The following is a 26,198-nucleotide window of genomic DNA, read 5'->3' on the forward strand; positions in this document are numbered from 1 at the left end:
AGATTGATGAAGCAAAGAAAAGCCTGGAGTACGCCAAAGCTAAACTTGTTCATCTAGAAGTCCAACTGGCTGAGTTGGAGAAGTAACTAACAAGGGGACCTTCTTCGAGGGTCCTTAACCTTAGGATCAGTAAATAATTGGATTACCCGATTCAGGGCAGTGTCCCTTACAATGAGGAGTGTTCACACGAAGTCAGACGAAGGGGGAGCAGTATGCCCAAAGAAAGAATACCGGAAATTGAGCGCTTACGGGGAATTGCTTTCCTGGCTGTAGTCTTACAGCACTCCATCGCGCACTATTCTGTCGCGCCGGGAATGACGACAGGCGATGGTTTGATGATGGCAGTTCTTCTGATGGTGACGAAATTTGCTGTGCCCGTCTTTATTTTTATTACTGGCATGGTGCTGTTTTATAACGATAAAGGTCAACTGTATTACGGAAAGTTCGTCAAGAGGCGTTTTGGTGATATCTACGTTCCGTTTGCGGTATGGACCTTGATTACTTTATTGATCAATCATAAGTTTAATCCCACTGTAATTGAGGATTGGAAGTATCTTGGGGAAGTATGGTTAACCGGGAAATCGAGCTCGCATTTTTGGTACATCATTATGCTGTTTCAATTCTATTTGCTGTACCCGCTGTTCCGCTCCGCTATATTAGGAATAAAGAAGCGATGGGGCTGGCAGACGCAGCTTACGATATTGATTGTATCCGGGCTATTGTACGTGGGTTTAACAGGAATTATCAATGATATTGGCCAATTGATGGGAAGCCTGAATATCCCGGTATGGAGTGAGCTGTTCACAACCTACGCAGATCGAAATGCACTCTATTATTTCTTCTATTTTGCGCTGGGGGCGGCGGCTGGTTTATACCATGACGCTTGGAAAAAATGGCTGCAAAAGGCACGGCCGGCGATATGGCTCGTCTTCGCATTTTTGTTCGGATGGATGCTCATCCAGGCCGTTAATGAGATCCGTTCCGCAGCGAATGGCGCGATCACGTTCTATTCCTTATCGCTGCTTCGCCCGATGATGGCACTTTTCCTGATTAGCTCTATATTGGTCATGTACGATGTGGCCGGTTGGATATGTCGTCATACCGGAGCGGGAGCGAATGCGCTTTTGACCTCCATTGGGCTCTATTCGTATGGTGCTTACCTGATTCATCTATTGACACTGCGTATAAGCTATGCGGTCGACGAATCTATGCTGATCAGCATGCACCCTCTGGTGCGGATACTCTCTTCATGGATCATCAGCGTGGGCGGGGCTTATGGCGCCACTCGCCTGCTCGCCAAGCTGCCGTTCGGGAAGTGGCTTGTCGGAATCGCTGGAGCAAGAAAGAATCGCAAGGTTCGCCCATACAGCAAATCGCGTCCAGACCACGGCACATCCACCGGGATGTGAAGAATTAAACCCACCCTCCGAGGGTGGGTTTTTTAATCCTTCGATCCACCAACCACCCAAAAAACAGCAGATGAAAAACCACATACTATATAATTTCATCATATGAAAAATTCACAATAGTATAAAAACTGACGCTCTTGCATCACTCTTCTTCATCCAACACCCAGCAACGTTTCAATCTACGTCTTCTTGGTTTAAAAAGAGAAGGATGCTTCCTATTGTGCAAACTGGGAAACTGTGGGTTATAATTTAGGTATATTATGGGACAAGTTGCTCGTGAGGGAGGAGGCGTCCAGATGGCATTTATGATCGCCCAGCGTGCTTTTATCAAAGTATATCTCATTACCATGGTCGAACAGCAGCGCGGATATGGATATCAGATGCTGGAAGAACTGCGGCAAGAATTCAAGAGCCATGGGTATTCACCGCCGCAAAGCGAAATTTACCGGGCTCTGCATGAGTTGGTGCAAGAGGGTGTATTATACCGTACCAAGCAGCTGAAAGGGAATGATCCGCGGGTCGATTTTCAAGAAATCGTTCTTTATCATTTTACCGATGACGGTGCCGAGAAAGCTAAACTCTACAAAAAACAGGTTAAAACAGATTTGGATCGGTGTTTGGGGATTCTTCATAAAGCAGTCAACGATAATTTTTAAAAAACATCTGAACGGAATGCAGCCAAAGGAGGAATGACCTCGTGAGCAAGAAATTGCGCTTTGGAATTATGAGTACTGCTCGGATTGCAAGAAATGCAATGATACCAGGCATATTGAAATCGGAACGCTGTGAGGTCGGGGCGGTCGCCAGCCGCAACGCAGACAAAGCAAGTGAGCTCGCCGAGCGATATCATATCGGGAAATACTACGGTTCTTATGACGAGCTCCTGGAGGACCCCGACATTGATGCGGTATATATTCCTTTGCCGAATCACCTTCATAAACCTTGGACCATCAAAGCGGCACAAGCGGGCAAGCATATCTTATGCGAGAAACCGGCAGCCCTGACCGAAGCGGATGTCCGTGAAATGGCTGAGGCTGCTCAAGCACATAACGTGCTGTTCGCGGAAGCCTTTATGTACCGATATCATCCGAAACACGCACGTGTACGTGAAATCATCGAAAGCGGCGAAATCGGCCAGCTTCGCGGAATTCATGGATCGTTCACCTTCAACAATGCGGAGGATAAAAGCAATGTTCGTTACAGCAAGGATATGGGCGGAGGTTCGATCTATGACGTGGGATGCTATCCCATCTCGGCGGCGCGCATGATTTATGGGCAGGAGCCCAAGGCTGTAACGGCCCATGCTTTTTTCTCTGAGGAGCATGACGGTGTGGACATGATGGTCCACGGGATGGTGGAATTTGACGATGGACTGGGGCTTACATTTGAGTGCGGGATGTGGATATATTCCAGATGCTCTTTAGAGATCGCAGGAACGGAGGGCAGGATTGAGCTTCCTTCTGCCTTTGGATGGGAGCGGATGGAGGACATGGCCCAGATCTGTGTTCATACGGCCAAGGGATCCCGTGAGGAGAAGGTAGGGATTTACAACCACTTTGCACTGCAAGCGGATGCAATGGCAGCAGCCGTGATGGACGGAACGCCGCTCCCATATGGTCCGGAAGATGCCATCAGCAATATTAGAGCCATTGAAGCGTGTCTTCAAGCAGCCAGATCCTCATCGCGAGTGGTCATTAAATAAAGAAGCAACACGGTCAAAATATCCGTTAGACCCAATAAATCGCCAACATGGCGGTTTATTTTTTTGCCTATTGCATTCCTCTTCAAAATCATTAAAATAAACTTAACGATAAAATAATTTTAACGTAAATATTATTTTAATGAAATGAAAAAGTTTAATGTTGTTATCCAATTAACGAAGAGGAGTAGGAAACCATGCAAAATGCCGCTGTTTTAGAAAAGCAAGGATTTGGTCAGCTCTTGAAAATCCGCCCCTACCTGATTTATTTATCTGCCCAGGTCATTACCCGATTCGGGGATTCCCTGGATTCCATCGCTTACAGCTGGATGGTCTATATGCTCACAGGTTCAGAACTATTAATGGGTACATTGTTCGCCTTTAACTTTCTGCCCGGGTTACTTTTCAGTTTGTTTACCGGGACCTATGTCGATCGCTGGCCGAAGAAACTGGTACTTGCCTTAACCTATCTTAGCCGCGGCATTGTGGTTTCGCTAACGGCTTTTCTGTACGCTGTGGGTTCTCTTGAAGTCTGGCATTTGTTCCTGTTCACGTTCCTAAATTCAACCCTGGAATGCTTCTCCAGACCCGCCGAGACCTCCATTGTCCCCCGGTTGCTACCCAAGGATAAACTGCTTGCAGGCAATTCTTTCTCAACTTCCGTAAGTCGGAGCGCAGAATTAATCGGTTTATCCATCGCTGGAGCCCTAATCGCTCTGATCGGGATTTCGGGGACAATCTTGGTCGATGCCGTAACGTTTCTAATTGCAGCAGCTATTATCGCTTTTATGCCGAATCCGGAGGCAGCCGAACAGGCTGAAGCCAAGGAAACCTCCGCACGGCCAGAGACAGAGATGAATAAAACGGTGTTCGGCGATATTAAAGAGGCTCTTCTTTTTGTGAAGCAGCATACGCTGCTCCTTATAACAACCGTGCTTGCCATGATCAATAATTTCTGTTTGGCCCCCCTGAACGTACTGCAGCCGGTCTACGTCAAAGAGACCTTGGGTGCAGGACCCGGAGGTCTGAGCGTTTTAGGAACGGGCCTCCTGATCGGTATGATTTGCAGCGGGCTATGGATTGGACGTTATGGGAAGAGCTTCAAAAAGAGCACGTTGATCATGTCAGGGTCTATCATGCTCGGAATCGGTTATTTTGCGTTAGGGATTCCAGGACATCTGCCGGCATGGCGGGTGGAGTCCCCAGCGGTCTGCATGTTTATCACCGGTTTTGCCGTCTCTATGCTGAATGCCCCCATCTCCACTTACCTGATGGAAGTAACACCTAGGCATATGCTCGGCAGAATAGGTGCACTGATGACGGTAGCGTGCACGGCTGCCATTCCTGCGGGAAGCTTGATTACTGGAATAGTAGCGGAGCATCAATCCCCACCCATTCTGTATTCGATCATGGGATTCATCATGATGATGCCCGTGATATTCCTCATTCGGAAGAAGAGTTTCCGTGCCATTTAAATCCTTAGCATTTTGTAATTTCGATACTCTCGGCCTATAATGAAAAGAAGTGAAAAATAACATGAAGCTGAGGTGTACGGTGTGGAAACGAAGGAACTGACTACACTGGAAGAGATCAAAATATATTCAGATCCATATCGGCTCCAGATTTTGAATGTATTGAATAAGATGGACCGTCCGGCAACAGTAAAGGAAGTCGCGGACAATATAGGGGATGTGCCTGCTAAAGTTCATTATCATATGAAGAAGCTGGAGCGAATCGGTATGGTCAAGATCGTTTCCACGAAAGAGATCAACGGCATCATTGCTAAATATTATGAACCTTTTGTCGGTACGGTAAAGATCAAACGCGGGGCAAATTCCGAGGAGCCGGTGATCAAGGAATTAATTCGAACCGAGACGAACAAACTATTATCGGAGTTGTTTGACCAGAATAGAGACCGTTTCTTCAAAAATATGAGTCAAGAGGGCGAAACGACGTCCATGCTGACCAATACAACCTTGTATATGAGCGAGGAAGAAGCGCGCGAATTTTTTGTTGAACTGGATAAAATGTTGACCCCCTATAAAAAGAAACGCGGTGAAGGTTACGACGAATATGAGTTTTTTGCTTCCAATGTTCGGACTCATAAAGAATCTTGATCACGGAAAACAAGCTGGTACCTAACGTGCAGGTACCAGCTTTCCCTTCTATTTTACTGGATCGGTTCATACCTTCTTCTTATAATCGTCTTGTCCAGGTTTAATGGACATGCCGGGGGAGGTGGACGTTCCGTAATCTTCTACGGCATCCCACGCGCCAGCGTCATCAAATTTGCCGTCGGCCGCTTGGCGGTTGACGCCAGCTCCGGAAGGGGGCGGGGTCATGACATCCTCTTCAACCGGCCGGTTGTCGTTGATATCTTTCCGCGGCGTATGTTCGAGACAATAGGCCGTATAAGGCAAAGCTTCCAGCCGCTCGTACGGAATTTCTAGGCCGCACTGGGCACAGGTCCCGTATTCGCCCTGGTCCATTCGCTGCAAGGCAGACATAATCTGCTCCAATTCATGATCCAGCGTTTCCTGAATGGCCAGGTCCCGTCCGCGTTCGAAAACTTCGGTCCCTATGTCAGCGGGATGATTATCGGCTGCGCTCAGCTCTCCCGTAGAGTCCCGAAGGGAATGATCCCTATTGGTTTCATCGCGGGACTCCAATTGCTCTTCCAATCGTTCTTTATCACTGAGCAACCGTCGTCTAAGTTCACTGTATTGTTGTTTTGTCATCGTTGTCATAGATAAGCCGCTCCTCTCTTTCGCTAAGTACACAATAAAGCTTCTTATGTAAAATCAATACCCGAAATGGATTGGTAACAATCACATGAATTATGGGAATGGCAGCCCATCGTTTTTGGAACATTCTCCAAAAAAGCCCTGGAATGTTTTAATCCCGGTGCTTAATGTGATATAAACAAAGATAGAGAGAGAAGGCTAAAAAAGTAGGGCTGCGCCAATATTTGGAGGTAAATCATTATGGATGAACACATGAAACGCCGATTGGATAAACAGAAAAAGCTATTTAAGCAACTAGGCATTCAACTGGACGCTTTGTCTATCCATGAAAAGAATTTTTCGAATAAACTACGGGGTTATGATCAGGAGGAAGTGGATTCCTTTCTGGACGAAGTGATTCAAGATTATGAGCGGTTTTATGCCACTATCTCCGATCTTATGGATAAATGGCAGGAGCAGCAAATCACCATTCGCGACCTCAGGGCTGGCATTAAGCCAGAGGCAGAACGCCCGGCCTTGAACCCGGAAGAGATTGAAGAGACGGTGGCGAAGCTGGAAGCCGACTTGCATACCCTTAAGAAGCAGATCCGCCCTGAACAAAGATTTTATATTGATTGATGCAATATCGAGTTGCGAGCGAAATCATTACATAAGAAGCGTCCCAATAACAATAACCACACATGGCCGATCACCGGCTGCGTGTGGTTTTGTTGTTTGGGTGCCCGGTTATGAGTAAGGGTGGCGCCGGCAGAGGCTTATCCGAGGCAACACTCTCCATCTTTTTGTGTTGCGGGACAGGTGTAATGAGCGCCTTCGAGTGAGGTTTCTTGTTTGGATCATCACATTGCAACGCTTCTGCTCTCATGAGTGTATAAGCCCAGACCGACGCAATGTCCATTTGGTGTGGACGCTCAGTGTTATAGACCAATAGCAAGATCGTTCCAGGGGTTAGCGCTGTTATCCAGTGACACCAATCAATGGGGGCGTGTACCACCTGACCGGGTACGATCTGATATACGAGATTCTGATGAGTATCCGGATCAATCAGGGAATAGCTGATTTCTCCCTGAATGACGTAGCACAATTCGTCCGTGTCCGGGTGGCTATGGGGAGAGAGGCCCTTACCGCATTCAAGGTGGATTTCTGACATCATCATGCCTTGCAGAAGCGGCAGCTCCAGTGACGATACATTCGCAACTCCGAGGCCCGCTATACGCTCAGCCTGTTGCCTGGAATGATAAACATGCCTCGTCACTGCAGGATCCCCGCAAGCGCTTTAAAGGTCATCATACGTAACTCCTCCTTTTTTGAGAATTAGATCCTAATGTTGTACAAGCGTGTTCCTCTATAATATATGCCCATGCGTTTATAAATCTGACTGCCTACGACTAAAGAATCATTGATGACATCAAAACTGGTTTTGCTTGTAAACCATTTTCATAACAATTACTATGAGAATAGGAACAGACTTAGACTGATAGATGACAAGGGAGGTTAGCCATTTGTCTAACAACCTGAAATTCAACATCCGCAGCAAGATTGTAGTTGGATATTTAATAATATTATTATGTCTTGGAGCTTTTCTCTGGATTGTATCAGACCGCATCTCTTCTCTGCAGGAAGAGGCGGATTTTATAGAGAAGCATGATATCGAAGTACATAATCTCACGCACGAAATCGAGAAGAATTTACTTGAAATGGAAACCGGCCAGAGGGGTTTTGTGATAACGGGGGATGACACCTACCTGGAACCTTTCAACCAAGCGCTGTCGTCTTGGCAGATTAACTATAACAAGCTGTACAAGCTTGTTAGTGATAATTCGGAGCAAGCCAATCATCTGGAGAATATTAAGGAGAATATCAAGGAGTGGATTACCAACGCCGGTCAGCCTGCCGTTCAATTGAAGCAGCTAGGGCAGGATGAGGAAGCCCTTCATTTCTTTATTAATGATCCCGGCCAGCAAGCCATGAACTCCATTCATGAGCTGTTTCTCTCGTTTAGAAGTAAGGAACGTGAGCTGACAACCAGCAGGATCGAAGAGATGAAAGATAGCAACACCCATTTATTGTATACGATGTATCTTCTGTGGGCTGGGGCTGCGCTGATTACCATATGTGGAGCTTGGGTGATATCGAAGAGCATTGTAAGGCCGATCACGCAGGTAACTCATATCATCTCCGATATTGTTAGAGGCGGTAACCTCTCCCAACGGATTCATGTACGATCCAATGATGAGGTCCGCCAGTTGGCGGACACAACCAACGAACTTCTTGCACAGGTCGGCAGACAGAACTGGGCCAAGGATCACATTTCGGTTATGTCGACGCTTCTTCAATCGTCTGATCGCGTGGAGACGGCCGTACAGTTTTTCATTCATAAGCTGGCTTTGATCATGAAGCTGCCGTACGGTGCCGTTTTTATTAACCGGGGTGGATCGGAACTGGTAAAGGCAGCAGCTTTTGCCGATCCGGATGGTGAGCCTTGGAACAAGGTCAGAGATCGTTTCCTGCCAGGCGAAGGTTTGGTGGGACAATGTATGCTGGAGCAGCGAATGATTATTCTGGACGATATACCACCTAACTATGTGCGGATTGAATCGGGGCTGGGTGATGCTGAGCCTACCACGCTGCTGCTGGCGCCCGTTATGTTTGAAGGACAAGTTCTTGGTGTCATTGAATTGGCCAAGTTCAAGCCCTTCGATGACTTGGAAATTCAGCTGATCGAACAACTGAATTTTCAACTTGGGGTAACATTGAACTCGATTCAGAGTAAAATGGAAATCCAGCAATTGTATCATGAATCCCAATCGCTGAATGAGGAGCTTCAGAGTCAGACCGAAGAACTACAGGCGCAGACCGAGGAGCTGCAAACCCATTCCGTGGAAATGCATATGCTGAACGAACGATTGGGGGCCCAGAAGGAGGCTGCATTAATCGCGGCCAGCGAATTGGAGAAATACGCGAAAGAGCTCGAGAAGAGCTCGAAGTACAAGTCTCAATTTCTGGCTAATATGTCCCATGAGCTGCGGACACCACTGAACAGCATGTTAATTCTTTCCCAGATTTTATCTGAGAACAAGCAAGGGAACCTGACGGAGGAAGAACAGCATTACGCTTCTGTCATCCATAATTCAGGCAGTGAATTGCTGAATTTAATCAATGATATTCTGGATCTGTCCAAGGTCGAGGCCGGAAAGATGCAAATCGAAATGGACTTGGTAAATTTGACGGAGCTGCCAGAACTGATGGAAGGTTATTTCTCCAAAAGCGCGGAATCCAAAAGTCTGGAATTTGATATTGAGATGGCCGACGACTTGCCTGACCTGATGTACAGCGATGGGATGCGGCTCCATCAAATTCTGCGTAATTTGCTCTCGAATGCAATCAAGTTTACGGAGAGCGGTAGTGTTAAACTACGGGTGAAGAAGATGAATTCGATTGTGACCTCGGATTTTGTGATCAGTGGCGACGTCATTGCTTTTTTCGTTGAAGATACCGGCATCGGGATTGCAGCAGAGCATCTTCAACCGATCTTCGAAGCGTTCCAGCAAGGCGAAGAGGCTACGGCCAGAAAATTCGGGGGAACGGGTCTCGGCTTATCCATATCGCTGCATTTGGCGAAACTGCTTGGCGGGTATATTACCGTGGAGAGCGAGGAAGGAATCGGGAGCACGTTTGTTTTATATTTACCGCTCGTTACGGAATATGGCACCAGCGAAAGTCTGTTTATGCTGCCTGAAGTGGCTGCTACTTCGAGCAACGCCAGTTGGAGCGATCTCCGAATGGATGCGTTCGACATGGAAGTATCTAGCCGATTGGAGCACAAAACCGTATTGATTGTAGATGATGATATTCGGAACGTGTACGGTTTGACCAATGTGCTGGAGAAACTCCAGATGACCGTGCATACAGCCCAGAACGGATTCGAATGCTTGGAGATGTTATACAAACATCAAACCATCGATGCGGTGCTGCTGGATATGGTCATGCCGGAAATGGACGGAGTCGAAACGATGAAGCGGATTCGCGAGAACCCGGAATGGGCGGAGCTTCCCATTATCGTGATGAGCTCCAACACAATGAGGGATACGGATCAGTTTCTTGCAGACGGCGCGAATGGATATCTGCACAAACCCATTCATATCCAAGAAGTGATCCATACGCTTCAGAAATGGATTGGGAATTAAGGGAATCGATCGAATTTTTACCTGTGGCGGCAGCTTCGAATATTGTCATAATGTCGTATGTTGACGAATGCGAGCCAATTGTTTTATGATGGATTCATAACAGGAACATAAGACGGCGTGTTACCTTAACAGGGCATGAGCCAAGAAGAGACAGCTTTCACATGGGGTCTTTTCTTGGTTTTTTTAATGTTTTGGGGAATCAGTATGCAGCATTTCTACGGACATGAATCCTTCGCCGTTTCTATGATTAAACTTAAAGGAAAGGGGGAAGTTTATGAGCGGGATCGAGTTGTTTACAGTCGTACGTGTTATTGGTAACAATGTCGTGATGGTCACCGGCGGTAAGAAAGAATCGGAATACGTCATCTTGGGCAAAGGCATTGGCTTCGGCGCCAAAGCAGGCGGAACGATCGCTTCGGACGACAAGCGGATTGAGAAACTCTTCAGGCTGGAGGATCGGGAGCAGTGGAGTCAAGCTCACCATCTGCTGGAAGAATTTGATCCACTGGTAATGGAGATTACAGATCAGATACTCAATCTCATTGAACAGGAATTTCCGGGCACATTAAATGACAAGGTGTACTTGGCACTTCCAAGCCATATCCAGTTTACGATATACAGAATCCGTAAAGGCATGGATATTATTAATCCTTTCCTTGAAGAAACCCGGATCAGCTTCCCAAAAGAATATGATATCGCAGCCAAGGCAGCGGAATTGATCGGCCAGGCCTTCGATATCGAAGTTCCGGAGGATGAGATCGGCTTCTTAACTTACCATGTGTATTCGGCTGTCAGCCATGTTCCCGTTGGCCATCTGGTGAAGGCATCGAATGTGGTGGGAAACCTCGTAAGGTATATTGAAGAGGAACGGCAGGTCGCTTTTGACCGGGGAAGCATGGATTATGTCCGTCTTCTGATGCATTTGAGGTTCTCGGTAGACCGTATGTTGAATCAAGAAATCCATGTGGATAATCCGTTCGCGGACCAGATTCGCTCCAAGTTCACGAATGAGTATGGTCTGGCTACACGCCTCGCAGGCATGATGGAGAAAGAACTTGGCAAGAAAGTACCGGAAGCGGAGGTTTGCTTCCTAGCCATGCATCTATATCGGCTTTTTACAGGGCGACTACAGCAAAAGAATCAACCCAAGGAGGAATCTTAACATGTTTGATCGTTGGAAAAAGAAAAAAACAGCTACTGCTATTCAACTCACAGCACCTTTGTCAGGTACAGCTGTGCCTTTATCGCAAGTACCGGATGAGGCATTTGCTGCTGGTCATATGGGCAAAGGCATTGCCATTGAGCCTTCCGAGGGCAAATTAATTGCGCCTTTTGACGGGACTGTGGCACATGTCATCAAATCCAAGCATGCCGTTATGCTGGAGGATCCAGCGACCGGTCTGCAGTATTTATTCCATATCGGGATTAATACAGTCGGTTTGAAAGGCGAAGGTTTCACAAGCCATGTTCAAGCGGGTGATCAGGTGAAGTCGGGTCAGACGCTCATCGAATTCGACATGGCTGCAATCCAAGCTGCAGGTTATCCGACGATTACCCCGATCATTGTGACCAATGCGGATGAGGTGGCTTCCAAGGTTGACGGTCAGACCGGTAATGTTGTGTCCGGCCAGGATCCTGTCATGACCATTGAATTGAAATAATTCAATTCCATAGGCGATTGATTGAAATATTGGTTATTGACAAAACAGGAAGCCGTGAATTAAGATAACAGCATAAATGAATACGAGAACGGCGTGTTACCGCATTAGTGGGCATGAGCCAAGGATAATTGGTCTATATTAAGTAGACTATTGTCCTTGGCTTTTTTGCTTGTCCACGTCGGGACACAGCTACGTTTTCCCTCAAGAAAGTGAGGATGAGAAGTTAGTTTCGGTTCAGGGGTAGCACTGCTGGTGTGCAATTAAAATGGCTGGAGATGTAAACGATTCCAAGCCGAAAAAAATGAAGTTGAAGGGATTGAATCACATGTTGGCATTTTTACAAAAAATCGGTAAGTCGCTCATGCTGCCTGTAGCAACATTGCCTGCAGCGGCCATCCTGATGAGATTCGGGAACATCGATTATGTCAAAGATTTTCACCTGGGTGATAAGGTAGGCTGGTTCCTGAATCATTACATTGCTCCATTCCTGGATGCAGGGGGAACCACGATATTTGATAATCTGCCGTTGATTTTTGCGGTGGGCGTTGCTATCGGATTGGCAGGAGACGCTGTAGCAGCGTTATCAGCTGTCATCGGGCATATTATACTGATGAATGTATTGAGCAAAGTGCCTACAGCTTTCTCAACCATCATGAGCCCGGATGCGGAACTGAACATGGGCGTACTGGGCGGTATCATTGTTGGTATGATCTCTGCATTCCTCTACAACAAGTACCATAACATCAAGCTGCCGGATTGGTTAGGCTTCTTCGGCGGCAAACGCTTTGTTCCGATGGTTACCGCGATAACCATGGTTGTTCTGGGTATTGTGTTCGGTATTATTTGGGGTCCTGTTCAGGAAGTGCTGGATACATTCGGCCGCTGGATCGTTGGGCTCGGAGGCATAGGAAGTGCGATCCACATACTTGCAAACCGTTTGATTGTACCATTCGGGCTTCACCATATTATTAACTCCATCGTGTGGTTCCAGATCGGGGACTTCACGGATGCGGCAGGCAAAGTCATTCACGGTGACTTGTATCGATTCTTTGCCGGAGATAAAACAGCGGGCATGTTCATGACAGGCTTCTTCCCAATTATGATGTTCGGTCTTCCGGCAGCTGCGCTGGCGATCATTCATACAGCGAAAAAGGAAAAACGCCAGATGGTTGCTTCCATCTTTATCGGAACGGCGGTTGCTTCGTTCCTGACAGGGATCACGGAACCCCTCGAATTTGCATTCATGTTCGTAGCTCCTGTACTCTACATTATTCACGCCGTCCTGGCAGGTGTCTCGGGGTATATCATGTATGCGCTTGACGTGAAGCTCGGATTCGGTTTCTCAGCTGGACTGATCGACTATTTGATCAACTATCCGCTGTCCACGAACCCGCTCCTGCTCATTCCAGTTGGTCTTGCTTTTGCGGTGGTGTATTATCTGTTGTTCAGAATTCTGATCGTGAAGCTGAACCTGAAAACACCGGGCCGTGAGGATGAAAGTGAAGAGACTGAAATTAACGAGGTTGCTGACGGTCCAGCGTCAAGCGGTGACACGAAAGCAGCCAAGGTTCTCACAAACATCGGCGGAGAAGATAACATTGTCAGCGTCGATGCTTGTATCACTCGCCTTCGTCTGGTTGTTAAGGACGATAAAGCAGTAAATGACGCAGCTCTCAAGACGCTCGGTGCTTCCGGTGTCATGAGATTGGGCAAAGGTGCGGTCCAGGTCGTATTTGGACCACAGTCCGAACAGTTGAAGGATGACATCAAGGATATAATGAAGAAATAAAGGAACAGCAAAAAGAAGCAGGCCGATAAAGGTCTGCTTCTTATTATGGTTTTCACATTTCGGGCAAAAGCAGCCGGTCAATGACGGACGTTTATCGGTTCAAGCTTCTGCGCTGTCCCCAGTATCGCAGGTTGACGTCAACCTCAAGTTCAAGCGACGTTTCATCGTAGATCTCCTTTTTCTGTTCCACTAATTTCTTCCAGAGCTTCGGATCGGTTCGGTACAATTGGAGACATAGCTCGTAGGGATCCGCATGGATCAATGCAGCTTTATGGAAGGTATTATGCATTTCTTTTCGCAGGGTATCTTCGGTTAACCGCTTCATCTCCTTAATTCCCACCTTCTTATACATATTCTGCACCGTCCCGATGACGTTAAGCTTGATTCGATATGACGCATCGTTTGGTTTACGGATAACTTCAATGGATGATTGGGGCTTCTCCAGCCGTATGCTCCCGACGGCTTCGCCGTCCGCGTGAACAATGACGGCAGCATGGGTTTGAGGCGAGGCTAGCCAGCGTGTACCCAACAGATCGGATCGTTTGAGCCATCCCATCGTTTTCTTGTTCCTGATCAGAAAGCCGCCGTTCACCTCCAGGATCGGATGCTGCTTCAGATTTTCCGACCAGTTCTGATTTGAAATATGGAGCGAGGGCAATACGACGGTAGCGGCTTTCTCCCGGTAGAGACGAATAAAGTTCACGAATTGAATCGGACGTATAAACGAGAATTGGACATAGCTTTCTCTGGGTTCATGAAGCAGCGAGTGCAGAGGTGAGAGCTGAAAGAACGGCGATACCGTAAAGAGGTCCTCCATATTGTCCTTGGTGCCATAGAGCCATTTCGTATAACGGATTTCCTGCGAACGGTTGGTCAGGTCGAACACTTGGGACAACTGCTTAGGTTTTAACACCGCTTCCGTAAGCACCAAAGCCGTGACATGGCCCCAAGAGACCCGCTGCTGATTCGATGTATACAAATCGATTAGGGCTTCAGCCAAAGTGGTGCCGGTTCCTCGGCCGACCCAAATCGGCGCTTTCTCAGTTGGCTTGCTGCTTTCTTGTTTGGCAATCGTTGCGAAGTCCAGCATCTGCACATAGATGATATACTTGTCGTTCTTATAATCGACGCCCAAAGCCGTGATGTAGTTGATATCCTGCACTTCTTTGTTGTCCCAGCAGCCTGAGATCAGCAAAGATCCTATACATGCGAGTATCCATACACGCTTCATAGGGCTCCACCCTTTTTTCGTTTACCCGGAAATCGCATGAGATTGCCAATGATTTTGGATAAGGAAAAAGGCGAGAAGGGGGCAAGATACGGCTGTCCAAATGGATTATGATGGGCTGCATACTGAACGATCAAGAATACAGATATGAAAAAACCGAATAACCCGAATACCGAGGAAAGAGTAAGGACTAAAAACCGGAAAATCGTCTGGGTAACAACAAAATCCTGATTGGAGTGGGTTGACCCCGCAACAAAAGCCAGTGCGCCGATCACCGTCATCGTTGGGGAGAAAAAACCACCCCGAATCGCGGCGTCACCGATGATGATACCGGAAACGACCGTAATGGTTGACGCGATTGGAGAAGGCATCTGCATACCGGCTTCCCGCAGTAGGGTAAGTAGAAACAGGATGATCAGCATTTCAAACCCGGTCGGAATAGGAAGCCCAAGCCGCGTGTTCGCGACCGTGGCCAGCAGCGGAAAAGGGATTTGATCCTGATGAAAGGACAGCAAGGTAATATAAAATCCCGGAAGGAAAATGGAAATCAGGAAGCCAACCAGTCTGAGAATCCGCCATGGGATAACGAAATAAAACGGCATCTGCGGATCCTCTGCGGCAAACAGGAGTTGCATAAAACTGGAAGGTGCAATCAATACTATGGGACTTCCCTGCATAATAATGACCAATCGACCGCGGGTTAAAGAGTCATAAGCAAGATCGGTCCTTCCCGTATAATCGAACATGGGAAGCACCGTGAATCGATACGGCGTTAGATGCTCAGCGAGCTCGCCCATGCCTACGGGTGAGTCGCCGGAGAAATCATTTAGCTTATCCACGATGGCAGTGACGGTCTCTGGGATCACCTTGTCTTTTAAGTACATGATGCCGACAGTAGTTTTGCTCTTGTCACCCAGCTTAAAGGAGGAATAGACAAGTCCGGGTGATTTCAGCCGTTTGCGAATGAGCGATACATTGATATCCAATTCCTCGACGAACCCGTCACGAGGACCTTTGATCGAGGTCTCTGCGGTACTTTCCTCCGGGGTACGCCCAATGCTTTTGGATGCGCTATAAGAATACAGTTTATTGTCCTTAGGAAAATACAACGCAACATAACCTGAATATACAATATCATCAACCGATTCCACATTAGCCTCGGATGTGTCAAGGGTAAGATAATATTCCAGATGGTCGGGATCAAACGAATGCTTCTGAGAAATGGATATATTCCATTCCTTGCTAATAACAGGCAAAAAGATTTTGGACATCAGTTGAGAATCGCACATCATCGGGTTGTAAACCATAATGGCCCATGGCAGCATATCACCTTCTGCACCAGGATAAGACGTAATATAGATGTCATCGGAATCGGCATAACGATCTCGGAGCTGCTGTTCCGTCATATTCATTGCCGGGATTCTCCTTTCGACGAATGTGAGTTCTGTTGTTGGGATGGTTTATGGATCAAGAAGAACAACAGGAGGCTTAAGATGGTAATATAAACGGCGGATATGGGCAAAAAATAGTCTGCCATTGCATAATACATTTTAGGATTGCTGATCGGTGAAGCGCACAGAATAATAAGCAGCGTTGACACGGCTAATATGCCTACGCTTTGTTTGGACTTGGGAAGAAGGATTTCACAGAGCAAAAAAATCGAGATGGATATGGAGATATAAGCTCCGCTGAGCCATTGGAAAATCGACAAAAAGTCGACATGCTCTACGAATTTGCCCAGCTTTACGAGACGCCACTGTTCATAAGCCGGGTATCGCTGGAGACCCATTTCTTCAGGTCCAAATTCGGCAATGCCGCCAACGGTGGGTCCAAACGTCAGGAAGATCAGAACCAGATGGATGAGCAGGATCGTAACAAAACTGGGCTTTTTCTGAAGGTGGGGGCGTAAGAATAAAATCAATATAAATTGGGACAGTCCTCCGAACATGACGGGGATTCCGCTTAGAACCGGCTGGAAGCCCTCTTCAAGGACGGGCAGCAAATAATTGTAGTTTTTCACTTTCAGATTGGCCAAGGATACGAATATCCCCAGCAAAACGACAAAAGGAAGCAATATTCCGGCAGAAACGCCAATGGTCTTGATGCCGTGATTTGCGCTGACAAGACATAACACTAAGAGTACTAATGCGGTGGCAATGATAGGGGTTTGGATCATATAGGTCGACTTTGTCCAATCGATGACCTCTTTTAAGGTATAAAAGGCAAAAGTAAAAAAATATAAACCGGACAAACTCATCGCCAATATTCGAGCCCCTCTGCCGCTGCTTTCGTCAAGTGCCTGCGTGATGGAACGATTGCCGATTTTTTGGATGATCCCGTAAATAAGCAGAACCCAGGGCAGGAATAATACGGCCGATACGATAATGGTGATCCAGGCATCCCGTCCGGATTTCTCCAGAAGCACAGGTATGATCATGACATGATTGGTCAAGCCGGCCGTAAGCATCATAATCATAAACGCCTGATTCGTTGGAATACCGCGAGTTCCTGACATGTGTGATCCCCCAATACAGGTTTCTTCCGTTTAGAGTTCTCGGGGAACAACCAAAATATGCGAGAGAACCCAGCCACAGACTGGATATGAGCATAATTCCATGGCTTCTCTCTTGCCAAAAGGCATTTTTAGGTTGAGATACGCGGTACATAAATCACGGAGGTTCCCTTCATAATAAGGAAAGATTTGAACGAACCCATAACAATAATCTGGAGGACAGAACCGTGAACAAAGGGGCGAAGACGAAGGCAGGGAACTTGAGATGGTGGCAGCTATCGCTGCTGGGAGTTGCATCAACGATCGGCACAGGGTATTTTCTCGGATCCGCTTTAGGTATTCGGCTTGGAGGACCGGCTTTTCTTCTTTCCATTATATTGGCTGCGACAGCCACCTTCTTTGTGTTTGATGTGCTGTCACGGATGACGGCCGAGGACCCTCAGAAAGGCTCGTTCCGAACCTATGCCAAAAAAGCCTATGGCCGATGGGCAGGCTTCTCTACAGGGTGGATGTACTGGTGCTCCGAAGTGTTGATCATGGGGAGCCAGATGACGGCGCTGGCGATTTTCTCTCGCTTCTGGTTCCCTGGCGTTCCAATGTGGATATTTGCGTCAGGTTATGCCGTATTGGGACTGTTTGTCATCTGGATTGGCAACAAAGGCTTCGACCGGCTGGAGAATGTATTGGCTATCATTAAGGTCGCCGCGATTGTCATGTTTCTCATCATTGCTGCTGCCGCCTTGATGGGGTGGTTAAAAGGAGGGTCGAAGCTGCACGTTCCGGGCAGCATGAACGCATTTTTTCCGGCAGGTGGTATGGGCATGTGGTCGTCCCTGATTTTTGCGTTTTATGCCTTTGGCGGAATTGAAGTCATGGGGGTCATGGCGATTCGCTTGAAGAATCCGAAGGAAGCGCCCAAAGCGGGTAGAGTGATGATTCTGCTGCTATCCATCGTATACGTTCTTTCTATTGGCATGGCCGTGATCATGGTGGCCTGGAATCAATTCTCCACGACGAAAAGTCCCTTTGTTGTGGCGCTAAGCTCCTATCACCTTCCTTTTATCCCGCATATATTTAATGCTGTATTGATTATAGCCGGTTTCTCGACCATGGTTGCCTCGCTTTATGCAGTGACCACGATGCTGGTTACCCTATCCGAAGATAAGGACGCTCCCAAACTGTTTTCCAGGAAAAAGTTTAAGCGGGATACGCCCATATATGCACTTTCCCTTACAGCTATCGGATTGATTGTATCCATTGTGTTGTCTCTGCTCATGCCAGGCAAGATTTATGAGTATTTGACCACGGGTGCAGGACTTATGCTGCTGTATAACTGGTTCTTCATTCTCATATCCGCTGGCCGACTCATAGAGCTTACGGTTTGGAGCAAAATCAAAAGATATATCGGGATGCTCTTGATCGCGGCTGCTGTCAGTGGAACCGCACTGCACCCTATGAGTCGCCCGGGGCTTTGGATCAGTATTGGGTTTATCGTGGTAATCGGTCTGGTTGTCCTATGCATGCGCTCCGTGTGGAAGAAATCCGGTCAAGGCCACGCCAGGGAGGCGGACAAACCCAAGTTTCGTCCGAAGCCGGCCCGTTAGAATATGAGTGGGTATAGCAGTGCGAGAGCCCGAATTCCAAAATAAACGCCAAAGACGATTAACGAGATGCCGGAAAGTATGGAGATCAGAGAGAGCGCTCTATTGCTCAAATATCGGCGGAATACACTGCCGAGCGCAGCCATGAACAAATCCCATATCACAACCCCGGCGATGACGGCCACGCTGTAGAGAAACAGATTGGCGGATCCGTTGTCCGCTGCGGTTTTAACGAGAATAGAGCCGTAGATTCCGAGCCAGAACAGGATCGTCATCGGATTGGATACGGACAAGAGAAACCCGGAGAGCATGCTATTCCATAACGAATCTTCATTGCTGTCTTGACTGATCGTCACTTTATTGGCATTCAGGATACTTTCCAGCCCGGAATAGATAAGAACAAAGGCACCGAACAGCCACAGGAAGGTCTGCATGAACGGCGTATTCAGAAAGTGAACAACGCCCAGGTAGACCAGGATCATATAAAGGATATCTGCCAGGACCGCACCGATTCCAAACAACCATGCATGCCAAAACCCTTTCTTAATCCCCTTATCGAGCTGTGCTGCATTGACCGGGCCTACGGGGGCTGATAGAGAAAGTCCCAGAATCATGTAGCTAATAAAAATACTCATTGACTTCCACCTCTCGTCATGAACATGGATAAGAAAGCTTGTACCTTCATGCTCGTACATTCTATTCAGCACCCGGACAAACTAAAACTTATGATTGGAAATTTTTTCTGTCTGAAACAGACCAACAAACCGCGCAGCTCACCTGCGCGGTTTTATTTGAATTCGTTTATTTGGTAGGATATAGATTAGTGTCAGAAAGCAGGTATCTCAGCATTTAATATGATGAAGAAGGGGTCGATCAAGATGAGTTTTCCATTTCGGATTACGGTATTGTCAGACACCCATATGCCAAGAAAAGCGAAAGAGCTGCCAGCCGCACTGCTTGAAGATGTAAGGCATTCGGATCTTATTCTTCATGCTGGCGACTGGTCCAATTGGGAGCTCTATGAACAGCTTAGTCAATATGCTCCGGTGGAATGAGTAGCCGGAAATGTGGACGACGAGCGGATCATAGAACGGCTAGGTTACAAGAAGCTGGTCGAAATCGAAGGTAAACGCATCGGTATTGTGCATGGGCACGGACAGGGAGGAACAACCCCCTCCCGCGCAAGAAAAGCTTTTGCGGACACGGAGGTGGATTGCATCTTGTTCGGCCACTCCCATATCCCGTTTAAAGAACATGTGCAAGGGGTGCTGCTGTTCAATCCCGGTTCTGCCACGGACAAAAGACGGCAGCCCCGGTATTCCTATGGAAGGATACATATCGTGAACGGAATGCTGGAGGCACATCATATTTTTTACGATGAGAAGTGATTGTGATGATAGCAGTTGGTAAAAACAGTAAGGGGTTGCCTGCTTTTGAAATTTCCCGTATGCGGTTAATTAATAGAAGTCCCCGATATGGTAAATCATGTGGATGAGAGGATTGTTATGTTAAAGGAAGAAAAGCATGAGCATGTAATTCAGGTGGGTCTGTCCGGATGGGGAGATCATGACAAGCTGTATGATGAAGGGGCGAGGGCCGCAGACAGGCTGGAAATGTACAGCCGACATTTTCCCATCGTGGAGATGGACAATTCGTTCTATGCCATACCGTCACCGGAACAAATGAATAAGTGGGCAACTGCCGTCCCAGACCACTTTGGTTTTATTGTAAAGGCTTATCAAGGCATGACAGGTCATGCACGCGGCCAGGGCAAGGACAGATACCCTAGCGTCAAAGCGATGTTTGATCATTTGCTCACGTCAGTTGAAGAATTGCGGGCTGCTGACAAATTAAGGACCGTTCTGTTTCAATACCCGCCCTGGTTCGGGTGCGAACGCAAACATGTGGACATTCTGAAGCGCACGCGGGAGTGGATGAAGGATGTACCCGTAGCTTTGGAATTTCGGCATCAGAGCTGGTATGCGCCAGAGTTTCGGGAGAAGACGCTTGAGTTTATGCGAAGCGAGGGCTGGATTCACAGCATCGCCGACGAGCCGCAAGCGGGCATTGGATCCGTTCCGGTCGTGCTTGAGACATCGGGTACAGAGGCTGTGATGATCCGGATGCATGGCCGTAACGCCGAAGGGTGGCACTCCAGCGGTCAGCCCAACTGGCGTGAGGTGCGGTATTTATACCGTTACAGCTTAGAGGAATTGGAGCAGTGGAAGGTATGGATAGAGCAATTGCTTGAGAAGTCGAAGCAATGCTGGATTATATTCAATAACAATTCGGGAGGCGATGCTTCCGACAATGCCAAACAGCTTCTCCAGCTGCTAGGCATGGATACCGGACCTGAACCGCTGCGGCAGATGGACTGGCTGGAAGTGGATATTTTTTCGGATAACTGACTTTAATTGGAATCCTATACAGAGAATTGGAGGAGCGTGAGCAAATCGTCAAGAAATTGACGCAAATTCATCTGTTTCTGAGATCATTATTATATATAAAGGGTATTTTCGGTATTGAGGCCAAGTGTATTATAATGTAATCGTAAGAAAACGTTTATTTAATGTAAAATTAGAAATTCCGTCCTTGAGCAATCAAAATAATCTGACGGAGGGAGTCAGCGATGAAGACCCTTGACAGAATGACAGAGGGACCTTGGCAGAAATATCACGGTCCGAACTTGGGGTACATTCAAGATCAGTATGAGAAGTTTTTGCAAGACCCGCAATCTGTGGAGCCAGGATACCGTGAGCTGTTCGCCAGCTGGGGACCGCCACCATCTTTGGAAAACAATGAAAAGAAAGCGGATTCGCAGGGACAAGGTGTTAGCTATGACCCGCAATTACTGAAAAAAGGGGTAGCTGCCGGCAAACTGGTATGGAACATTAGAACCTATGGTCATCTGGCCGCCGACATTGATCCAATTGGAATTGGAAACGAAGCTGACACGCGTCTGCTTCAACCAGAAAGCTACCAACTCAGCCAAGCGGATTTGGCAGCCCTGCCTGCAGAGATCGTCTGGGAGGAGGCTCCTAGCGATATCAAGAATGGCTTAGAGGCAATCCAGCGGCTGTTACAACTATATACAGGCTCCATTGCCTATGAATTTAGCCATGTTCACGATGAAGAAGAACGCAAATGGCTCAACGAGCAGGCCGAATCGGGGCGTTATTTGTCCGCCATGAGCGTAGAAGAGCGCAGGGGGCTTTTGAAGAAGCTGCTTGAGGCCGAGCAATTCGAGGAGTTCCTGCACCGCACATTCGTAGGTGCGAAACGCTTCTCGGTTGAGGGCAACGAAGCACTCGTACCGCTGCTTGACGAAATCGTTCGCCAAATGGCCGAGGTGGATGTCAACTCCATCCTCGTAGGGATGGCGCACCGCGGTCGCTTGAACGTACTGGCTCATGTACTGGGCAAGGATTACAGTAAGATTTTCTCGGAGTTTATGCACTCTCCAAACAAACATCTCGTTCCATCCGAAGGCTCCATGGGCATTAACTACGGCTGGACAGGTGACGTGAAGTATCATTTGGGTGCGGACCGTTATATGAAGAAGGATGAAGCACGGCAGGTTCGGATTACCCTTGCGAACAACCCGAGTCACCTGGAATATGTCAATCCGGTGGTAGAGGGCTTTGCTCGTGCTGCTCAGGAGGATCGCAGTGAAGCGGGATATCCGAAGCAGGATGTAAACAAAGCGCTGAGTATTCAGATTCATGGTGATTCCGCGTTCCCTGGCGAAGGGATCGTGCCGGAAACCCTGAACTTCAATAAATTGCCAGCGTTCCGTACAGGTGGATCGATTCACATTATCGTGAACAACCGTATCGGATTTACGACAGAAGGCAAGGATTCGAGATCGACTCACTATGCGAGTGATTTGGCGAAAGGATATGAGATTCCGATTATCCACGTGAATGCCGATGATCCGGAAGCGTGTATCGCGGTTGCTCGTCTTGCGAGCGATTATCGCAACAAGTTCAAGAAGAGCATTCTGATTGACCTTGTTGGCTACCGGAAGTATGGCCATAACGAAACCGATGATCCGGAAACCACCCAGCCGCTTATTTATCAGAAGGTGAAGAACCATCCAACCGTCAGCACGATTTATATGAAGAAACTGGTGGATGGAAACATTCTGACCCAAGAACAAGTGGACGGTTTGAAGAATAGCGTTCTGGAGGTCTTGAAGAATTCCTACGAGAGCGTGAAGTCGAAGGATCCTGTTGATCAGATCCTGCTTGGTCTGAACGCGACCGACGGTAAATCCAAGACGGAAGTAGCTACGAATGTATCTGCAGAAGTGCTGCGCGGGATTAACCGCGAGCTCCTGCAGTGGCCGGAAGGCTTTACGGTATATCCGAAGCTTCAACGTATTCTTGAGCGGCGCAGCAATTCGCTCGACGAAGGCCAGAAGGTGGACTGGGGCCATGCCGAAACGCTGGCTTTCGCTACGATTCTTGCAGACGGCAAGCCAATCCGGATTACGGGACAGGATGCCGAGCGTGCAACATTTGCCCATCGTAACCTCGTGCTTCACGATGCGGTTAATGGAGAGACCTTCTGCCCGCTGCACCGGTTGCCGCAAGCTAAGGCTTCGTTCGCGATCCATAACAGCCCGTTGACTGAAGCAGCCGTTGTTGGATTTGAATATGGCTACAACGTGTACTCTCCTGAGACTTTGGTTATCTGGGAAGCGCAGTATGGCGATTTCGTTAACTGTGCCCAAGTTATCATTGACCAGTTCATCACAGCCGGCCGCTCGAAGTGGAGACAGAAGTCCAGCTTGGTGATGCTGTTACCTCACGGGTATGAAGGGAATGGTCCTGAGCACTCCAGTGCAAGACTGGAACGCTTCCTCCAGCTGAGTGGTGAAGATAACTGGACGGTTGCGAATCTGACTTCCGCTGCCCAGTATTTCCATCTGCTGCGCAAACAGGCTTCCCTGACCGAAACGGAAGATGCCAGACCGCTGGTGATCATGGCTCCGAAGAGCTTGATTCGTAATCCGCGCGTGGCATCGCCTGTGAACGCGTTCAGTGAGGGTGGTTTCCAGAAAGTGATGGAGCAGCCGGGTCTTGGCCAATCACCGAAGAAGGTGGAACGTCTTGTTCTTTGCTCGGGGAAAGTTGCAATCGATTTGGAGGACGCACTGGATAAGCAGAAGGATCAGGATCAGTCCTGGCTTCATATTCTTCGTGTGGAACAGCTGTATCCATTCCCGAAAGAAGAAATTTCCCGTGTGATGCAGAGGTATCCGAACCTGAAAGAGATTCTCTGGGTTCAGGAAGAACCTCAGAACATGGGCAGCTGGAGCTTCATGGAACCAAGAATTCGTGAAATTGCACCTAAAGGCACAGAGGTCCGTTACAGCGGACGTCCTGAGCGTTCGAGCCCTGCTAGCGGCTATCAGGATGTTCATGCTTATGAGCAACAGACCATCATTTCTTTTGCCCTTAATCGTAAAACTATAAATCAACAGATCTCATTGGGGAGGTAGCGGCTGTGAGCGAAATTACTGTACCAGCTATGGGCGAATCCATCACCGAAGGAACGATATTCAAATGGCATGTTAAAGAAGGGGATAGCGTTAACATCGGTGATGTGCTGCTCGAGTTAGAAACGGATAAGGTTAATCTTGAAATTAGCGCAGAGTCTGAAGGCGTTGTGGAAAAAATCCTTCGTCAAGAAGGGGAGAATGTAACGATCGGTGAAGTGCTCGGTCAAATTTCTCCACAGGAAGGCGTTGCAAGCGCACCGGCACCGAAGGCTGCTGAAGCTCCTGCATCCGCGCAAACGGAGACTGCTCCGGCACCCGCGGCAGAAGCACCGAAGCCGCAAGCTCCGGTACCGGCTCAGAACGAGGAAGGAGCGGGTCTGACTGCATCGCCATCCGCACGCAAACTGGCTCGTGAACGCGGGATTGATCTGGACCAGGTACAGGGCCGCGACCCGATCGGTCGGATTTACCATGATGATGTGAAGAATCATAATGAAGCCAAGCAGCCTGCAGCACCAAGCAAGTCTGCAGCTTCCACAGCTGCTCCGGCAGCACAGGCTCCGGCTGCTGAGTACGGAAAGCCGGTAGAACGCACTCGCATGTCTCGTCGTCGTCAAACGATTGCGAATCGTTTGGTCGAAGCGCAGCATACGGCTGCCATGCTGACTACCTTTAATGAAGTAGATATGACAGCGATCCTGGATGTACGTAAGCGTCGTAAGCAAGCTTTCCAAGAGAAGCATGACGTAGGCCTCGGCTTCATGTCCTTCTTCACCAAAGCGGTTGTGGGTGCGTTGAAGAGATTCCCGCATCTTAATGCTGAGATCGATGGCGATGATATTGTTGTGAAGAAATTCTATGATATCGGTATCGCGGTATCCGCGAAAGAAGGACTTGTCGTTCCAGTCGTTCGTGATGCAGATCGTCTTGGTTTTGCCGAGATTGAGAAGGAAATCGGGAATCTTGCTGCGAAAGCTCGTAATAATGCCCTGTCCTTGTCTGAGTTGCAAGGCGGTACATTTACGATTACGAATGGCGGCGTGTTCGGCTCGCTGTTGTCTACGCCGATCCTGAATACGCCTCAAGTGGGTATCCTCGGCATGCACAAAATCCAGCTTCGTCCGGTAGCCATTGATGCAGAGCGTATGGAGAATCGTCCTATGATGTACATCGCACTGTCTTATGATCATCGGATCGTTGATGGTTCCGAAGCGGTTCGCTTCCTGGTTACGGTTAAAGAGCTCCTTGAAGATCCAGAGTCGCTGCTATTGGAAGGTTAATATCCGCCCAGAGATGTGCATAAATAAGAAGGCCGTATGGATATAACCATGCGGCCTTCAAAGTATCCAGAAACCCAGGTCATTTTACGACCATGGGTTTCTTTTTGCATTCAGGTAAAGATTCAGCGTGTGCTAATGATGAATCTAGAGATAAAAAAACAACTACTGCCAATATATTTTTTATAAATTTTGAACCAAGTCTCTAAATCTGCCCTCCTATGGGTATATATGTTATATGCTGGCGCCTTTATGGGACTATATTACCTTTGATTTGGTAAATTCAAACATTTTAATATTTTGCGTGGAGGAGTTGATGGGTGAAATGAAGAACAATAAAGCTTTGTGGATTATCTTAGGAGTTGTTGCTTTGTTTATTATTATCTACTTTCTTGCCACAACTAGCTAATCCTATATAATTAGGCTGAGAGTTTTATAGACTAATAAGATAGTCTTTAGTGACTGTCTTCAGAGTTTCGAGAAAGTCCAGGGGACTTTTCGATACTTGATTTTTTATATGGGGGAAACTCATCTTTTAATACAATAATAGATTTAATACGATCTGAGGCTCCTAGTTTTGAGACT

The 26,198-nt window shown here is 47.8% G+C and carries 20 protein-coding genes and 1 pseudogene; 15 read left to right on the top strand and 6 right to left on the bottom strand.

Annotation, left to right across the window (positions count from 1 at the left end; genetic code table 11):
- Positions 1-212 precede the first annotated feature (212 nt).
- The 5 genes from J7E85_RS00205 to J7E85_RS00225 all read left to right on the top strand — a co-directional run bounded on the left by J7E85_RS00205 (position 213) and on the right by J7E85_RS00225 (position 5,225).
- Positions 213-1,409 (top strand): acyltransferase, encoded by a 1,197-nt coding sequence (locus tag J7E85_RS00205; RefSeq protein ID WP_215153850.1) that lies wholly within the window; start codon positions 213-215, stop codon positions 1,407-1,409.
- A 296-nt stretch (positions 1,410-1,705) separates the two neighbouring features.
- Positions 1,706-2,065 (top strand): replication termination protein, encoded by a 360-nt coding sequence (locus J7E85_RS00210; protein WP_071220214.1) that lies wholly within the window; start codon positions 1,706-1,708, stop codon positions 2,063-2,065.
- Between the two features lie 41 nt (positions 2,066-2,106).
- Positions 2,107-3,111, top strand: a complete 1,005-nt coding sequence (locus J7E85_RS00215; RefSeq protein ID WP_215153851.1) for a Gfo/Idh/MocA family protein — start codon at positions 2,107-2,109, stop codon at positions 3,109-3,111.
- 194 nt (positions 3,112-3,305) lie between these two features.
- Positions 3,306-4,583, top strand: a complete 1,278-nt coding sequence (locus J7E85_RS00220) for an MFS transporter (protein WP_215153852.1) — start codon at positions 3,306-3,308, stop codon at positions 4,581-4,583.
- Positions 4,584-4,664: 81 nt separating this feature from the next.
- Positions 4,665-5,225, top strand: coding sequence for a winged helix-turn-helix domain-containing protein (locus J7E85_RS00225; protein WP_098746835.1), 561 nt, complete (start codon positions 4,665-4,667; stop codon positions 5,223-5,225).
- Positions 5,226-5,291: 66 nt separating this feature from the next.
- Here J7E85_RS00225 and J7E85_RS00230 read toward each other — a convergent pair whose 3' ends face one another.
- A complete protein-coding gene (locus tag J7E85_RS00230) occupies positions 5,292-5,855 on the bottom strand; it encodes a TraR/DksA C4-type zinc finger protein (RefSeq protein ID WP_215153853.1) in 564 nt (187 codons plus the stop codon).
- A gap of 237 nt (positions 5,856-6,092) precedes the next feature.
- Between J7E85_RS00230 and J7E85_RS00235 the strand changes: the two genes are divergently transcribed.
- Positions 6,093-6,470 carry a DivIVA domain-containing protein gene (locus tag J7E85_RS00235; protein WP_215153854.1) on the top strand — a complete coding sequence of 126 codons (378 nt, stop codon included), beginning with the start codon at positions 6,093-6,095 and terminating at the stop codon, positions 6,468-6,470.
- 70 nt (positions 6,471-6,540) lie between these two features.
- Here the strand turns inward: J7E85_RS00235 and J7E85_RS00240 are convergent, their stop codons facing one another.
- Entirely contained in the window at positions 6,541-7,107 is a 567-nt protein-coding gene (locus tag J7E85_RS00240) for a cupin domain-containing protein (protein WP_215153855.1), read from the bottom strand.
- 247 nt (positions 7,108-7,354) lie between these two features.
- Here J7E85_RS00240 and J7E85_RS00245 point away from each other — a divergent pair, with 247 nt between their 5' ends.
- The 4 genes from J7E85_RS00245 (at position 7,355) to nagE (ending at position 13,489) form a co-directional block, all read left to right on the top strand.
- Complete coding sequence (locus tag J7E85_RS00245) at positions 7,355-10,039, top strand: CHASE3 domain-containing protein (protein WP_215153858.1); 2,685 nt, start codon at positions 7,355-7,357, stop codon at positions 10,037-10,039.
- A 274-nt stretch (positions 10,040-10,313) separates the two neighbouring features.
- Positions 10,314-11,201 (top strand): PRD domain-containing protein, encoded by an 888-nt coding sequence (locus tag J7E85_RS00250; RefSeq protein ID WP_215153860.1) that lies wholly within the window; start codon positions 10,314-10,316, stop codon positions 11,199-11,201.
- 1 nt (position 11,202) lies between these two features.
- Entirely contained in the window at positions 11,203-11,700 is a 498-nt protein-coding gene (locus tag J7E85_RS00255; RefSeq protein ID WP_215153862.1) for a PTS sugar transporter subunit IIA, read from the top strand.
- A 325-nt stretch (positions 11,701-12,025) separates the two neighbouring features.
- Positions 12,026-13,489, top strand: a complete 1,464-nt coding sequence (gene nagE, locus J7E85_RS00260) for an N-acetylglucosamine-specific PTS transporter subunit IIBC (protein WP_215154574.1) — start codon at positions 12,026-12,028, stop codon at positions 13,487-13,489.
- Positions 13,490-13,580: 91 nt separating this feature from the next.
- Here the strand turns inward: nagE and J7E85_RS00265 are convergent, their stop codons facing one another.
- The 3 genes from J7E85_RS00265 to J7E85_RS00275 are packed head-to-tail and all read right to left on the bottom strand — an operon-like array spanning position 13,581 to position 17,232.
- The gene (locus J7E85_RS00265; RefSeq protein ID WP_215153864.1) at positions 13,581-14,720 is read right to left on the bottom strand and encodes a Ger(x)C family spore germination protein; all 1,140 of its coding nucleotides are present in this window, start codon (positions 14,718-14,720) and stop codon (positions 13,581-13,583) included.
- Positions 14,717-16,129, bottom strand: a complete 1,413-nt coding sequence (locus tag J7E85_RS00270) for a spore germination protein (RefSeq protein ID WP_215153866.1) — start codon at positions 16,127-16,129, stop codon at positions 14,717-14,719. The genes J7E85_RS00265 and J7E85_RS00270 overlap by 4 nt, the downstream gene beginning before the upstream one ends.
- Positions 16,126-17,232 (bottom strand): GerAB/ArcD/ProY family transporter, encoded by a 1,107-nt coding sequence (locus J7E85_RS00275; protein ID WP_215153868.1) that lies wholly within the window; start codon positions 17,230-17,232, stop codon positions 16,126-16,128. The genes J7E85_RS00270 and J7E85_RS00275 overlap by 4 nt, the downstream gene beginning before the upstream one ends.
- A gap of 224 nt (positions 17,233-17,456) precedes the next feature.
- Here J7E85_RS00275 and J7E85_RS00280 point away from each other — a divergent pair, with 224 nt between their 5' ends.
- Positions 17,457-18,833, top strand: a complete 1,377-nt coding sequence (locus J7E85_RS00280; protein WP_215153870.1) for an amino acid permease — start codon at positions 17,457-17,459, stop codon at positions 18,831-18,833.
- On the opposite strand, the gene J7E85_RS00285 is transcribed toward J7E85_RS00280, so the two are convergent.
- Positions 18,830-19,465 (bottom strand): LysE family transporter, encoded by a 636-nt coding sequence (locus J7E85_RS00285; protein ID WP_215153872.1) that lies wholly within the window; start codon positions 19,463-19,465, stop codon positions 18,830-18,832. The genes J7E85_RS00280 and J7E85_RS00285 overlap by 4 nt on opposite strands.
- 243 nt (positions 19,466-19,708) lie before the next feature.
- On the opposite strand from J7E85_RS00285, the pseudogene J7E85_RS00290 reads away from it, so the two are divergent.
- The 4 genes and pseudogenes from J7E85_RS00290 (at position 19,709) to odhB (ending at position 25,616) form a co-directional block, all read left to right on the top strand.
- Positions 19,709-20,218: pseudogene (locus J7E85_RS00290) on the top strand (metallophosphoesterase family protein).
- A gap of 117 nt (positions 20,219-20,335) precedes the next feature.
- A complete protein-coding gene (locus J7E85_RS00295) occupies positions 20,336-21,238 on the top strand; it encodes a DUF72 domain-containing protein (protein ID WP_251035346.1) in 903 nt (300 codons plus the stop codon).
- 221 nt (positions 21,239-21,459) lie between these two features.
- Positions 21,460-24,336 carry a 2-oxoglutarate dehydrogenase E1 component gene (locus tag J7E85_RS00300; protein ID WP_215153876.1) on the top strand — a complete coding sequence of 959 codons (2,877 nt, stop codon included), beginning with the start codon at positions 21,460-21,462 and terminating at the stop codon, positions 24,334-24,336.
- Between the two features lie 5 nt (positions 24,337-24,341).
- The gene (gene odhB, locus J7E85_RS00305; protein ID WP_215153878.1) at positions 24,342-25,616 is read left to right on the top strand and encodes a 2-oxoglutarate dehydrogenase complex dihydrolipoyllysine-residue succinyltransferase; all 1,275 of its coding nucleotides are present in this window, start codon (positions 24,342-24,344) and stop codon (positions 25,614-25,616) included.
- The last annotated feature ends 582 nt before the right edge of the window (positions 25,617-26,198 follow it).

Origin of the sequence: Paenibacillus sp. ISL-20 (genome assembly GCF_018613005.1) — a bacterium.
Taxonomy (GTDB): Bacteria; Bacillota; Bacilli; order Paenibacillales; family Paenibacillaceae; genus Paenibacillus_AQ.

What these genes read in the sequence shown, in the direction of transcription:
- J7E85_RS00205 (WP_215153850.1), top strand. Translation starts at nt 213, where the DNA reads ATGCCCAAAGAAAGAATACCGGAAATTGAGCGCTTACGGGGAATTGCT.
- J7E85_RS00235 (WP_215153854.1), top strand. Translation starts at nt 6,093, where the DNA reads ATGGATGAACACATGAAACGCCGATTGGATAAACAGAAAAAGCTATTT.
- J7E85_RS00230 (WP_215153853.1), bottom strand. Translation starts at nt 5,855, where the DNA reads ATGACAACGATGACAAAACAACAATACAGTGAACTTAGACGACGGTTG.
- J7E85_RS00300 (WP_215153876.1), top strand. Translation starts at nt 21,460, where the DNA reads ATGAAGACCCTTGACAGAATGACAGAGGGACCTTGGCAGAAATATCAC.
- J7E85_RS00275 (WP_215153868.1), bottom strand. Translation starts at nt 17,232, where the DNA reads ATGTCAGGAACTCGCGGTATTCCAACGAATCAGGCGTTTATGATTATG.
- J7E85_RS00265 (WP_215153864.1), bottom strand. Translation starts at nt 14,720, where the DNA reads ATGAAGCGTGTATGGATACTCGCATGTATAGGATCTTTGCTGATCTCA.
- J7E85_RS00270 (WP_215153866.1), bottom strand. Translation starts at nt 16,129, where the DNA reads ATGAATATGACGGAACAGCAGCTCCGAGATCGTTATGCCGATTCCGAT.
- J7E85_RS00250 (WP_215153860.1), top strand. Translation starts at nt 10,314, where the DNA reads ATGAGCGGGATCGAGTTGTTTACAGTCGTACGTGTTATTGGTAACAAT.
- J7E85_RS00220 (WP_215153852.1), top strand. Translation starts at nt 3,306, where the DNA reads ATGCAAAATGCCGCTGTTTTAGAAAAGCAAGGATTTGGTCAGCTCTTG.
- J7E85_RS00295 (WP_251035346.1), top strand. Translation starts at nt 20,336, where the DNA reads ATGTTAAAGGAAGAAAAGCATGAGCATGTAATTCAGGTGGGTCTGTCC.
- J7E85_RS00255 (WP_215153862.1), top strand. Translation starts at nt 11,203, where the DNA reads ATGTTTGATCGTTGGAAAAAGAAAAAAACAGCTACTGCTATTCAACTC.
- J7E85_RS00210 (WP_071220214.1), top strand. Translation starts at nt 1,706, where the DNA reads ATGGCATTTATGATCGCCCAGCGTGCTTTTATCAAAGTATATCTCATT.
- nagE (WP_215154574.1), top strand. Translation starts at nt 12,026, where the DNA reads ATGTTGGCATTTTTACAAAAAATCGGTAAGTCGCTCATGCTGCCTGTA.
- J7E85_RS00285 (WP_215153872.1), bottom strand. Translation starts at nt 19,465, where the DNA reads ATGAGTATTTTTATTAGCTACATGATTCTGGGACTTTCTCTATCAGCC.